The 13370-nt window shown below is 49.9% G+C and carries 12 protein-coding genes; 5 read left to right on the forward strand and 7 right to left on the reverse strand.

The features are described 5' to 3' along the window. Positions 1-5 precede the first annotated feature (5 nt). A complete protein-coding gene (gene kynU / locus EL633_RS33045) occupies positions 6-1274 on the forward strand; it encodes a kynureninase (protein ID WP_126631465.1) in 1269 nt (422 codons plus the stop codon). Between the two features lie 27 nt (positions 1275-1301). On the opposite strand, the gene EL633_RS33050 is transcribed toward kynU, so the two are convergent. Next, the gene (locus tag EL633_RS33050; protein ID WP_126631466.1) at positions 1302-2441 is read right to left on the reverse strand and encodes an epoxide hydrolase family protein; all 1140 of its coding nucleotides are present in this window, start codon (positions 2439-2441) and stop codon (positions 1302-1304) included. A gap of 207 nt (positions 2442-2648) precedes the next feature. Then, positions 2649-2840 (reverse strand): hypothetical protein, encoded by a 192-nt coding sequence (locus EL633_RS33055; RefSeq protein WP_126631467.1) that lies wholly within the window; start codon positions 2838-2840, stop codon positions 2649-2651. A 498-nt stretch (positions 2841-3338) separates the two neighbouring features. On the opposite strand from EL633_RS33055, the gene EL633_RS33060 reads away from it, so the two are divergent. Continuing rightward, the gene (locus tag EL633_RS33060; RefSeq protein ID WP_161982653.1) at positions 3339-4901 is read left to right on the forward strand and encodes an ArnT family glycosyltransferase; all 1563 of its coding nucleotides are present in this window, start codon (positions 3339-3341) and stop codon (positions 4899-4901) included. Between the two features lie 141 nt (positions 4902-5042). Here the strand turns inward: EL633_RS33060 and EL633_RS33065 are convergent, their stop codons facing one another. Beyond that, on the reverse strand, positions 5043-5459 hold the full coding sequence (locus EL633_RS33065; RefSeq protein ID WP_126631469.1) for a VOC family protein: 417 nt from the start codon (positions 5457-5459) through the stop codon (positions 5043-5045). A 269-nt stretch (positions 5460-5728) separates the two neighbouring features. Here EL633_RS33065 and EL633_RS33070 point away from each other — a divergent pair, with 269 nt between their 5' ends. The 3 genes from EL633_RS33070 (at position 5729) to EL633_RS33080 (ending at position 8955) form a co-directional block, all read left to right on the forward strand. Beyond that, positions 5729-6328, forward strand: a complete 600-nt coding sequence (locus tag EL633_RS33070) for a methyltransferase family protein (RefSeq protein ID WP_161982654.1) — start codon at positions 5729-5731, stop codon at positions 6326-6328. A gap of 115 nt (positions 6329-6443) precedes the next feature. Next, positions 6444-8078: a sensor histidine kinase gene (locus tag EL633_RS33075; protein ID WP_126631471.1), complete on the forward strand. Its 1635-nt coding sequence runs from the start codon at positions 6444-6446 to the stop codon at positions 8076-8078. An 82-nt stretch (positions 8079-8160) separates the two neighbouring features. Continuing rightward, positions 8161-8955, forward strand: a complete 795-nt coding sequence (locus tag EL633_RS33080) for an SDR family oxidoreductase (protein WP_126631472.1) — start codon at positions 8161-8163, stop codon at positions 8953-8955. On the opposite strand, the gene EL633_RS33085 is transcribed toward EL633_RS33080, so the two are convergent. The 4 genes from EL633_RS33085 to EL633_RS33100 all read right to left on the reverse strand — a co-directional run bounded on the left by EL633_RS33085 (position 8952) and on the right by EL633_RS33100 (position 13369). After that, positions 8952-9893: a phosphotransferase family protein gene (locus EL633_RS33085; protein ID WP_161982655.1), complete on the reverse strand. Its 942-nt coding sequence runs from the start codon at positions 9891-9893 to the stop codon at positions 8952-8954. The two genes, EL633_RS33080 and EL633_RS33085, sit on opposite strands and share 4 nt — an antisense overlap. A 503-nt stretch (positions 9894-10396) precedes the next feature. Further along, positions 10397-11344, reverse strand: a complete 948-nt coding sequence (locus EL633_RS33090) for an ATP-binding protein (protein WP_126631474.1) — start codon at positions 11342-11344, stop codon at positions 10397-10399. Positions 11345-11362: 18 nt separating this feature from the next. Then, a complete protein-coding gene (locus EL633_RS33095) occupies positions 11363-12070 on the reverse strand; it encodes a hypothetical protein (protein WP_126631475.1) in 708 nt (235 codons plus the stop codon). Positions 12071-12286: 216 nt separating this feature from the next. Next, positions 12287-13369 carry a tyrosine-type recombinase/integrase gene (locus tag EL633_RS33100; protein ID WP_126631476.1) on the reverse strand — a complete coding sequence of 361 codons (1083 nt, stop codon included), beginning with the start codon at positions 13367-13369 and terminating at the stop codon, positions 12287-12289. Between the last annotated feature and the right edge of the window lies 1 nt (position 13370).

The raw sequence follows: 13370 nt of genomic DNA on the forward strand, positions 1-13370 counted from the left end.
CAACTATGACGATTTCTACCGATCTGGCCTATGCTGATAGGCTAGATGCCCAGGATGATCTGGGGCATTTTCGTGACCGTTTTATGATCGCAGAGGATGAACTGATCTACATGGATGGGAATTCTCTGGGACGTTTGCCTATGGCTGCGACCGAGCTGGCTACTGATATGATCCATCAGCAATGGGGAACACGGCTGATCCGCAGTTGGAATGAGGGTTGGTTCACGGCTCCTGAGCGTATTGGTGCAAAGATTGCTCACCTGATTGGAGCGCATGAGGATGAGGTGATCGTGGCAGAATCCACCTCTATCAATCTTTTCAAGCTGGTCATGGCCGCTCTGCGCTTACAATCTGGCCGTGCTCATATCCTGACTGACGATCTCAATTTTCCTTCGGACCTGTATATTTTGCAGGGGGTAATCGAGCTACTGGACAAGCAGCATCAGCTTGAAATCATGCCCTCAGCCGATGGCGTGTATGGTCCTGTGTCCGCGCTCCAGGCACGTTTAAGCGAGCAGACCGCTCTGCTAACGTTGTCCCATACCGTATTTAAAAGTGGCTATCTTTATGATATGGCCGCTCTGACTGCGGCAGCGCATGACGCCGGTAGCCTGGTGCTCTGGGATCTCAGTCACTCAGTTGGTGCGGTTCCTGTAGATCTCCATGCTGCCAACGCTGATCTGGCCATTGGTTGCACCTATAAATACCTCAACGGCGGCCCGGGTGCGCCCGCCTTTCTCTACGTGCGCCGCGATCTGCAAGAAAAGCTGCTCAACCCGCTCTCAGGCTGGATGGGACAGCGCGACCTGTTTGATTTCAAGCTGGATTATCAGCCCGCACCCGGACTGCGTCGTTTCCTGACGGGTACGCCCCCGATGATGTCTTTAGCTTTGATCGAGCCAGGCGTTGAGCTATTACTGGAAGCAGGAATCGACAAACTACGTGCCAAATCCCTGCGGCAGAGTAATTATCTGATCCAACTCTGGCAGCGCGAACTGGAACCACTTGGTTTTACCCTTAAGACGCCACGCGAGGCCCAACAGCGCGGCTCACATGTCTCTCTCGGACATCAAGAAGGACTGCGCATTGATCTGGCCTTGATCAACGATATGCAGGTTCTGCCTGATTTCCGGGCACCTGACAATATCCGTCTGGGCATTACCCCGCTCTACACCACCTACCGGGACATCTACCAGACCGTCCTGCGGCTCAAAGCTATCGTAACTGAGCGCCTCTACGAGAAATACTCGACCGACGCGCCCATTGTGACCTAGACGAGAGTAGATTAAAGCTATAATGCTTTATTTCCGGAGTTGACGGAAAAAGGCTCGGATCTCGTGAACCAGGGCGGCTGGCTGTTCCAGGGCAGCAAAATGGCCGCCTGCCCCCATGGTTGCCCAGCGCTGAATATTATACTGTTGTGATGCCAGACCCTGGGGTGGAATCATAATCTCGCGTGGAAAGATGGCGACTCCAGTTGGTACTTCGACCCTGCTACCAACAACGCTATCAGAGTGGGAATTTTCATAGTAGAGTCGCATTGAAGAATTAATCGTCTGGGTGACCCAATAGATCATCACGTTTGTGAGTAGTTCATCTTTACTAAACACGCACTCAATATCGTTATGGCAATCGCTCCAGGCTCGAAACTTCTCAACTATCCATCCAGCCAGACCCGCCGGGGAATCATTGAGGCCATAAGCCAGGGTCTGTGGCCGTGTGCCTTGAATATGACTATAGCCGCCGCCATCCTTCTGAAATTGCTGGAGCTGTTTACGCCAGCGCTGCTCATCTTCAGATGGCTCCTCCTCGCTGGGTTCTAACTTGACTGGCAGCATATTAACATGTACACCAATCAGCTTGTCCGGATACGCCTCACCGAGCCGCAACGAGATCGCGCTACCCCAGTCGCCGCCCTGCGCACCGAAGCGCTCATAGCCCAGCTCCTGTGTCATCAATTGCATAAACAGTTCAGCGACCCGCTTTACATCCACTCCACGCATATCAGGCCGATCCGAGAAGCCATAGCCAGGTAGTGAGGGCACAATCACATCGAAGGAATCCTGTGGATCGCCTCCGTGGTTGGCTGGATCCGTCAAAGGCCCAATAATCTTATACATCTCAAAAAACGAGCCAGGCCAGCCATGTGAGATAATCAGCGGCAGCGGATCAGGCCCCTGGCCCTTCGCATGGATAAAGTGCAGACCCATTCCATCCACTTCGGCTTTAAACTGTGGAAATGAATTCAGCAACTGCTCCTGCGCCCGCCAATCAAAGCTATCCAGCCAGTATGCCACCAGCTCACGCAAATACGCCAGATTCATCCCATAATCCCAGCCGCTCCCCTCAATCTCATCCGGCCAGCGCGTCATTTCTAAGCGCCGTCGTAAATCGGTTAGTACCGACTCTGGTACTTCAATTGAGAATGGTTCTATACTCATGTTTTATTTCCTCTTTTAAGCACATCTTTTCTATTTATGTGATGCAACTATCATTCTACCATAAGTATGGTACTTTCACGGTAGCTTTAAAAGAGGTGATCTATTGGTGGTTTCTGAATGTCTTCAGGATATGTTATCCGCTATGGATTCCAATTTGAATTGTGTTATAGGCATAATGTTTTCTGACATTAGATGGTAAGAGGCGGGTTATTGCAGAGAGGCGAGCAGGCCCATAACCCCGATACCCATAATTAATAGCCCCACACATGCAGAGCCCAGGATATTATATTGCCATTGCGCACTTTTTCTCTGTTGCTGAGCCAGCTTAGCAACACGAAACACCCAGCCGATAAGAGCCGCCCCAACCGATAAGAGTATTGAGAAGATTGCTGTATTCATGATTTTCCTTAGTTTGAGCATAGCATATTTATGTAATTGTTTTCATGTATTTAATGATACGTATTATAAGAGGATCTGGATACAATAGGAATGTACCTCGTCTGCTTTGAGAATACATGAGATGAGATGTATATGCTATAGGCCATTCCACATTGTGGATGTGTCTCTTTTCACACTATTCATAGGATCAAATTTATCGTTGTGATAGGTTTATTGCGCGCAATGTGGTGAAGGCTGCTTCAGACTCTGTGAGCTCATTGTGATGATGAGACTCCCAAATGTGAATCGTGTGTGAATTCTCAATAGATAATTTTGGATGAAGCTAGACATATGCAACGAAAGAGAGGTACAATGATGTAGATCTATATCTTTCGATCAATTGATCAAAATTCAATGAAAAAGATCGCTATGATACTCCGAGAGCGTGTTCAGGCGGCTTTATAATACATCATGCTCGCATTGCGGGGACTGTTCTCTCTTCCCAAAGGAGCTATTATTATGTCCGTTGCTTCATCACTGCGCGCCAGCATCACCACCCTGTATCGTCGCGCCGATCTCGCGCCTGCCGTGCTGATTATCGCCGGCATCTCGTTCCTGGTCCATGTCCTGGTTGGGGGCAATTACGGGTACTTCCGCGATGAACTTTATGTGCTGGCCATGAGCCAGCGCCCCGCCTTGGGCTATGTGGATGTCCCGCCGCTGGTTCCCTGGATCACGGCTCTACCCCGCTTCCTTACTGGCAACGCTTTATGGGCCATCCATGTGATCTCCGCGCTGGTTTGCGCCGGGACGATCATCCTGACCGGGCTTATGGCCCGTTTTATAGGCGGCACGCGTTGGGTTCAGGGACTTGCCGCCCTGGCAGCGGCGACAGCCCTCGTCCTGATGGGAACCGGCTCGATCTATAGCTATGATGTCTTCGATGAATTCTGGTGGACGCTTTGCGCTACCATCCTTATCCTCCTGCTGCGAGATGAAAAGCCCCGGCGCTGGCTCTGGTTCGGCTTGGTGGCTGGCCTGGGCTTATTGACCAAGGAGACTATCCTCTTTTGGGGATTCGCCCTGATTGTCGGGCTGGGGCTTTCCTCTCAACGTCGCTTGCTCTTCACCCGCTGGACGCTGTTTGGGGGCCTGATTGCTTTCGCGCTCGTTATGCCATTCCTGCTCTGGAATGCCACGAGTGGCTGGGCCTCGCTCCAGTATTGGGCGGGCTATTCCAAAAATCATAGCGCTGGCGAGTCGCCTTTCGCTTTCCTGCCCAACCAGATCCTCGTCATGAATCCTTTCTCGGTGCTCCTGTGGGGTGCAGGATTGTGGTACTTCTTCTCCGCCCGCGGGGCGCGCTATCGGGTCTTCGGATGGGCATACCTCATCCTTTTTGTGCTTTTTCTCGTGATTCAGGGAAAATCCTATTTTCTGGCTCCAGCTTACCCACCGTTGTTTGCTGGTGGGGCGATGCTGATCGATGCATGGCGGGTGCGCATACGCCGCTGGGTCGCGGTCTATCCCATGGTGCTGGTCATCAGTTGCCTCCTGCTGGCTCCGCTAGCAATGCCGGTATTGCCACCGGCTGTGTATGCACAGGTGTATGGCAAGAGTAGCAGCGGCGCAGGGGCAAATCAGCAGGCAGGCAATGTCTACGGGTTGCCGCAATCCCTGGCGGATCGCTTTGGTTGGGAGCAGCAGGTGGCGTTGATTGCGCAGGTGTATCACAGTCTGCCGCCAGATCAGCAGCGAGTCGCCTGCATCTATACCTCCAATTATGGTGAGGCGGCTGCGCTCATGCAATTCGGTGGGCACTATCATCTGCCTCCGCCGATCAGTGGACATAACGTCTTCTATGTCTGGGGACCGCAGGGGTGTAGCGGTCAGGTTCTCGTCACGATCAATATCACGCTCCAGGACGCGGCGCAGGCGTACAACTCGGTGACGCTGGCCGCCAGAACGTCCTGCACTGCGTGTGTGGACTTTGAGAATCGTGCTCCTATCCTGATTTTGCGGCAGCCGAAGGCGCAGGTACCATTTTCGACCCTCTGGGTACAGGCGAAACATTATAATTGAGCTCAAGCAGGGTTGGGGCCAAGCACACGTCAAGTCGCGCCACATGCAGAGTTGGAGATATCACGCGTCCCTCCCTGCGGTGTGGCGTTGCTTACTCTGATGCGAACTGGTTGCAGCGACGAGCGCTGCCAGTACGAGAGGCTAGGCTTTTGAACCAGTAATGTTGACGACCCAGTTTATACCAAATTTGTCAGTGAGCATGCCGAATGTATCACCCCAGACGGCCTTCTCAAGTGGCATTGTTATGTTGGCACCAGCCGAAAGCTGCTTAAAATAGTGTGTTAATTCTGCTTCGTTGTCCCCACTGAGAGACATGCTAAAGTTTGTGCCAATTTTATATTCCATGCGATCTGGCGTGTCAGATGCCATAAATGCAATGCCGTTGTCTGCCTGTAGCACCGAATGCATGATTTTGTTGTCTTCACTTGGATCCTGAGATGCGTTGAGTTCTTTGAATGTGTTCATCTCAAGCTTACCACCAAAGATCGATTGGTAAAATTCCATGGCCTCGCGAGTGTTGTCTTTAAAGCCCAGATACGGATTCAGCTGTGTGTGCATTGTTTCCTCCAGATTAATGTGAACTATTCATCGTACATATGTTCTACTGTCTGGAAGTAGTATACACGAATTTAAGCTGAAAAACTTATCGAATCTTGCTCTATTTAGGATTTCTATCCAATAGGTCACATTCATCTTTATGCGATCCCGCTATGGTATTATTTTTCTAATAAACAAATGAGGATGTCAATAATGGAATAGAGACACACTTTGATATTATTTATGTATTTGGGCTTACAGGGCGTAATTTAAAACAAAGGATGTGGATTATGCAACCGCTTTTCACACATAATGTGCTGGCTCTTGGTGTCCTGTCAATCAGCCTTCTCATCTGGAGAGTGATGGAAACGTGGGTGGATATCAAGACACACCACCGCCTCCGTACCGGCATCCAGCGCCATGATCAAGGATCGTACATGCTCATCCTTTGTTTGATGGTGTTTGGTATCCTGCTTGGTGTGCTAGCGGCTTTTAAGGTTCCTGGTACCGCCATTACCAGCGCGAACATGTTTTTTTTCTGGCTGGGCATTCTCCTGATTTACGCGGGGATCGTATTACGTTTCTACGCTATTACTGTACTTGGCGCATTTTTTACGACGAAAGTGGCCGTCGCAACCGAGCAGCCCGTGATCGAAGCTGGTCCCTACCGGCTCATTCGGCATCCCGCTTATACTGGTTTCTTCATCACATTGTTTGGATTGGGACTCAGCCTGACGAACTGGTTGAGTCTGCTCGTCATCATGGGCTGCGCGCTTATTGGCTTTAGTTATCGTATCCAGGTGGAAGAGCAGGTCCTCACGGCGCAGCTGGGGCAGCGCTATCAGGAATATATGCAGCGCACGAAACGGCTCATCCCCTTTGTGTTCTAGGCAAGATACCCTGAATCAGCTAAGCCTCTTTGTGATATTTTGGATGCTGGAATCAGTGGTGGTATAATGAAGAATTAACCTCGTCAGGCAGGAGAAAGGCATGCATAACTAAGTTATGGCTGAGCATGAGAGATTGCAGGCACTTGCTAGAAGTCAGTTGTTGGATAGCTCAAGTGAAGAAGCATTTGATCGATTTACAAAGTTGGCTGCATTAATTCTAGAAATACCAGTGTCACTTGTTTCTTTAGTCGATAAAGATCGACAGTATTTTAAGAGTTATTATGGTTTGCCGGAACCCTGGGCATCCCAGCAGCAGACGCCCTTATCGCACTCGTTTTGTCAATATGTGGTTGCGTCCCATGAACCGTTGATTGTGACCGATGCTCGTGAAGAAGCATGGTTGGCAAACAATCTGGCGATTCCTGATTTGGGCGTCATTGCCTATTTGGGATTCCCTCTGGAGGTGGAAGGTCAGGCGCTCGGCAGTTTTTGCGCCATTGATGATAAACCACGCGTCTGGTCTGAGCGTGAGATCAGAATCATGAAGGAACTGGCGCAGTTTGTGACCACTGAGATTGCTTTGCGCATGGAGGTAACTGAGCGCCAGAAGGCGGAGAAGCAGTTGCGCGAGAGCGAGGAGCGTTTTCGCACCCTTGCGAATCAGGCCCCCATTATGATCTGGCAGGCGGATACACATGGTGATAGCACCTTCCATAATGCTACCTGGTATACCTTTACTGGCTTATCGGAACAAGAGAGTCTGGGATTAGGGTGGATGACGGCGATCCATCCTGATGATCATGCAGAAGCTTCGATGTTGTGGCTGCAATCGCTTGAGCAACGCCTTCCCTACCATACTGAGTTTCGCCTGTATCGGGCTGATGGCTTCTATCATGCGGTGGTCGCGCATGGTTCCTCCTATACAGATCCATCTGGAAACTTTTTAGGCTATATTGGGACGCTGCTTGATATCTCAGAGCAGAAGGCACTGGAGCAGCAGCGAGAAGCTTTTATGAGTATGGTGACGCATGAGTTAAAGGCGCCACTCACCGCTATGAAGGGTAATATTCAACTGGCACAGCGGCGTCTGACCAGTCTGCTTGCTGATGCCTCAGTGCTCGATAGCCAGCAGCAAAAGCTTATTTCTCAGGCTATGAGCATGCTTACCCGAGGTGTGGAAAACCTGAATGACCAGACACGCCTGATAAATGATTTGCTCGATCTGTCTCGCGCACGGGCGGATAAGCTGAATTTCACTCTGGCCCCATGCGATCTGGTGTCCCTGGTGCAGAGAACTGTGCACGATCAACAAGCGATCCATCCACTACGCGTGATCAATTTTACTCTTCCTCCCTTCCCTTCGGTGATGGTCCTGGCAGATGCACAACGTACCAGGCAAGTACTGAGTAATTACCTGATCAATGCTTTTAAATATTCTCCACCAGAGCAACCTGTCCAGATTGGCATGTCCGTGGAGGCCGGGGTCGCGAGGGTCTGGGTTCAGGACAATGGGCTGGGCCTTACAGAAGAGCATAAGGCACATATCTGGGAGCGTTTCTATCAAACGCATGAAGTAGCTAGCTATACCCGTGGAACGCCCGGATTAGGCTTAGGATTGCATATTTGCAAGGTTCTGATCCATGGACAAGATGGAGAAGTTGGCGTTGAAAGTGTAAAAGGCCATGGCTCTACCTTCTGGTTTACACTTCCCTTGATCAATAGGGACAATCAAGTTTCTGGACTCAATTAATAGTATGGGCCTTTTCACTATAAACGATTTATGCATCCAAAATTGATGGATAGCATTCCATAGATGTGAAAGGAAAAAGTTGATGGATTTAGGCTTACAGGGGAAAGTCGCGCTGGTCATGGCGGCCAGCAAGGGCATTGGTAAGGCGAGTGCGGCGGCTCTGGCGGCGGAGGGGGCCTTATTGACGATCGCTTCACGGGATCGGGTGGCGCTTGAGCATACGGCCCAGGAGTTGCGCCAGAAGAGCGGGACACATGTCCTGGCTATTCCGGGTGATGTGACCCACGCGGAGGATCTGACCGCGATCGTGGAGGCGACTATTCAGGAGTATGGACGGTTGGATGTGTTAGTGAATAATGCTGGTGGACCACCGGTTGGCTCGTTTGCTGAATTTAACGATGCGCAATGGCTGGCCGCGTTCGAACTAACCCTCTTGAGCACTGTCCGCTTGTTCCGTCTGGCGATCCCGCATCTACGCAGCTCGGGCCAGGGCCGCATCATCAATATCGTCAGTACCTCTGTCAAGCAGCCAATCGACGGCCTCTTGCTCTCCAATGCCATTCGACCAGGCGTGATTGGATTAGCGAAATCGCTCTCAACCGAGCTGGCACCGGATAATATCACCATCAACAATGTTTGTCCCGGGCGCATCTTAACGGATCGCTTGCGCAAAGGACCAGGCATGCAGCAAAAGTTAGACCAGGGGATCAGCCAGGAAGAGGCTATCAAGGATTTGGCCCAGGGGATCCCAATGGGACGTGTGGGCGAGCCAGAGGAACTGGCCAGCCTGGTCGCGTTTCTGGCATCCAGACAGGCCAGTTATATCACCGGTACCACCATCCAGGTCGATGGCGGACTGGTACGCTCACTTTACTAAGCGAGCGAGTGTTTTGCCAGAATTACCTGGCGCATCCATTGATAAGCGCCTGCTTCATTGCTATAGGCATAGAAGCGCAAGGCTCCAAGGGCGATATAGTAGTAATAGCACAGTAAGCGTTCCTGATAATGGGTAACCTCTTGCTGGCGCTGCTGATAATATTCCTGGAAGCGTTCAGCGATCCTGAACTCAGGTGTCCAGATGTCCAGGTAGGCGATATCATATACAAAATCGCCATACCTGGCATCCACCCAATCCAGGACCGCACTGACCCGTCCTTGCTCGGCCAGGATATTCCTGAATGAGGGCGACCCATGCAGCAAGTAGCGTTCGGTAGGACAAACATCTAGCAATTGCCGCATCTTCCTATACAACTCTTGATAGAGGTCCCGTTCCAGGAAACTATCCTCAAACAAGTGATACCACTTGCCAAAGAAATCACGCGTATCTTCTTCCTGTCCCACCTGGAGCAGTGAGTCACGCCAACTTGCAGCCATACCCTGTCCCTGATAATCAAAGATGCCATAGCCAGTAGTTGTACTTACATCTACCTGATGGATCGTGTCCAGTAGCTCAATTACCTCAGGTAAGAGCTCCTCAACCTCTTGTGGCGACAATTGATCCAGCATCTTACCCGGCATCTTCTGCGAGATTGCATAATACAGCTCGCCTAACCGACCAGTATAGAAGATCGGTGGTATTGGAATTCTACTTGACGCCAGACGTTGGGACAGATATGCCTCTTTGGGTAAGTTGGTGTTCAGCATATTATCCTTATTGAAACGGATAATATATGCCTGTTCGCCTACGTGGAACGCATAGGTTCGGGATATACGCCCACCAGTTAACTCGACCAGATCGGTAATCTCGCCGGAAAAGTAGCTGGCGAGCAAGCTCTGAATCTCATCGGTTGCTATAGTGGCTTGATGATCAGCCATGGTTATCCTCCTGCTAATGTGCTTTATCCATGTATTATAGATAAATCTCCACAAATGGTCGAGCCCTAACAACTTAGAGGGATACCAGGCAAGAGGGTGCGCAACAAAGGGGGACATGAGTCGCAATGGAAGGGATTGTAATGACCATCCTACTCGCTTGCCTGGCATCCGTTACTAGCGGTTTTTATCCAAGCGAGCTGGCTAAACAATCCTGATCTATCATGTACAACGGCTATTATTTCATCTACTCGATAGACAAAACAGTGTACAGGTTGATCAGATGGAGATTGTCAAAGGCACTTGGTGCAGCCAGAAAGAGGAAGCAAATGGCTAGCGCAGATTAGAGCAAGCTAGAGTCCAGGTCATTAAACAATCAACCTTCCCTTCATGTTTTTGTGATCTTTATAAGCGTAACTGATATGCCTGTGTTTTTCAAGGTAAAGTTTAGTTATTCTTCAATATGTGCTCATCCCTTCATATTATTGTAGAATTTATCGGTGATGCTATTCATTGGATTTGAGGCGGTAGTCAGCCACATCGGTCATGTCGATGCGTTTGACGAGGCGCGTGTCGCTCATACGCGAGCGTAGGCGCGGCTCAACGCCTTCCAGGCCGATCAGGTTGGTGGTGATGATGGTTGAGAGATGGGCGTTATAGCGATGGTTGAGTAGCTGAAAGAGTTTCTCGCTGGCCCAGGGGGAATGCTGCTCGGTTCCTAAATCATCCAGGACCAGGAATTTGGCCTGGCGCATACGCTGGAAAAGGACATCATACTGGACCTCGGCCTTGGGGGCGTAGGTGGCGCGCAGGTAGTCCAGCAGGTCGGGCACGACCGCGAAGAGGACGGTGTCTTTGGATTCCAGGCGATGACGGGCGATGGCGACGGCCAGGTGCGTTTTTCCACAGCCGTTGGGGCCAGTCAAGACCAACCAGCCTTGCGGATTATTGGCATAATCGGTGGCTTGCTGGAAGGCGACGCGTGTGCCAGGAAGAAAGCCATTGAAGGTGTGCAGGCTCTTGTCGCGAAATTCCTCTAGCGTATCCAGGTTTGACAACTGCAGCAGGTACTGACGCTGGCGCTCTGCTTTTTTGGCTTGCATGCAAGCACATTCAACGGCCTTCCCGAACATTTCGTGGCCTACCGGAACCTCCACACGGTAATAGTGGTGTCCATGGCAGAGCGAGCAGGGGGGCTCTGGCGGCTCTTGATGCGTTTTTGATTGACAGGCAGGCAGTTCAAAGGCTGGTTTCGTGATCGGACCTGTGTAGTGCGACGAGCTCACATCAAACTCCTTCCCGGGCTCAGGCCCGGCTACTGGTTCCTCATCCTCAGCATCAAACTCCTGATCGCAGGGTGTCTGCCAGCGGCGCGGATCATTGTCCGCTTGTTGCATTGCCATAAACTTGTCTGAGTTTTTGTGGGCACGAATAATGTTCACGATATGTTCCATGAAAAATCCTTTCTGTGCTTAAGCGGGAATGCGTAGCCGTGCTTGCAGCATGCTATAAATTTCAGCAAACTCGCTACGCCAGTGGGCTGGGCTGGTGATGGCCAGGATGTTGCCATCCCAATTGATGCGTACCAGCCAGACAGCGTGATCTGGCGCGACCTCAGTCGTAATGACATAGTCATGGGTAGCCCCATCCAGCACAATTTGCTGGGCCAGAGTATGAGCCTCAGCCTCATTCATCCAGGTCTTATTGATATCCAGGGGGACCGCAGTTAGCTTGACCGCCTGATCACAGGTCGTCTCAGCTACTGCTTGTCTGGAGGACACGGTATCCGCCAGTGGTTGCGCGCCACTGTTATTAGCTGCTGGCGGCCGGGCACGTTGTTCAGCCTCCAGCCTCAGTGTCTCATCGATCTCCTGCCAGGTGGCATCGCTATCAAGCCAGTGCATAACCTCATCGCTAATGTTGGGATCCAGGCAGTTATAGCGCTTATAAACATTATTCATCCAGGCCCCTGGTACGTTGGGTTTGCCCCGATAATCGGGATTGTGTGTCTGGACCAATAGATCAACGAGCGCGGCCCTGGTGGCTCTGGGATTCTCTGATAGCTTTTTGATAAATGATGGCAGGTTGCGGGGAGACTTGTCTACAAAAAATGCCAGAGCCTCCGCTTCTTTGCGGATCTGCTCGATCTGACTTTTTCTTTCTGAAGTTGAATTTTTCAAGCACTGAGCGGTCTCCCTATCGATAATATTATCGTTAGAGATATAATCATTCGATAATAATAAATTATTATGCTAGCATTAAATAATTTTTAGAGGATACTAATAAATCAAGTCTAGATGCCAATGCACGCACAAAGCAAACAAGCTTAGAAAGCCTATTTTAAAGGCTACCTAAGCTCACAAATGCTATTGCCCTAGAATAACAATGTCAGAGTCTCAATTTTTTTTCCTAGAGTTGCGCCAATCCCTCATCTGCTTTCGCCTGTCTTTAGAGGAGTGATGCATGTTCAGAGAATCCACAGGAGAGAAACGAGCATATAAGTCTCTGTTATCCTGCTCGGCCAAGCGAACATATGTATTTATCATCTCTAACTGCTCATGTCCAAGCCATCCTTGGAGAACCGTACTAGGAACACCATTCTTAATAGCGTTCACAGCAAACCAGTGACGACAGGTATGAGCACTTACACGTTTATCAGTAATACCAGCAACCTTCTTTAATCTTCTGAAAAGCTCACCAGCAGCCGCAGTTTTAAGAGGATTGCCAAACACATTGAGAAACACATACTCATCACCAGATGTTGTTCCACCACGCCAATACCGAATATAGGTATCCAAGTACTGACGAGCAACCTTACCAAACGAGACTTTACGCTCTTTCGCACCTTTGCCACGAACATAGATCATACCCGTATCCCAATCAATATCAGAAAACAGTAAACCGCATGCCTCAGAAACACGAATACCTGTTGATAAAAGCAGCCAGAGGAAAGCCCGATCACGAGCTGCAAGAGCTTTGCGCTCATCAGGAGTTATAGCCTTGCCACTGGCAGCACGATCACATGCTGCATTCAACAAAACTAGCTCATCCTCTGTAAAGACACGAATTAGGGCCTTATCTGTTTTCGGAGATGGTACACCTTTCATCGGATTAACACATATATAGTTATGCCTAACCAACCAGGAAAAAAAAGCTGTAACATCTGTATAATAAGTACTTATAGTTCTACTGCTATAAGGTTTCCCCAATCGGCTTGTAGCATTACGTAAATAGTCTAACCACTCTATAATATCCGCCTCCTCCACTTCATTTATGTTTGTATAACCAAATTCATCAGATATGTAACGCCAAAACCATGTGATGACTTGAAGGTAATCTTTTTGTGTTGTCTTAGAATGACCAGCAGCATTTTGAGATTTAAGAAAAAGCTCTAATGCTCTATCAAAGGATAGTGATTCTGTATTTTGTTGCGATGGTGTAGAGCTTTGGGCACCCTGACGACGTTTTGACAGCTTCATA

Source organism: Dictyobacter alpinus, assembly GCF_003967575.1.
Classification (GTDB): Bacteria; Chloroflexota; Ktedonobacteria; order Ktedonobacterales; family Ktedonobacteraceae; genus Dictyobacter; species Dictyobacter alpinus.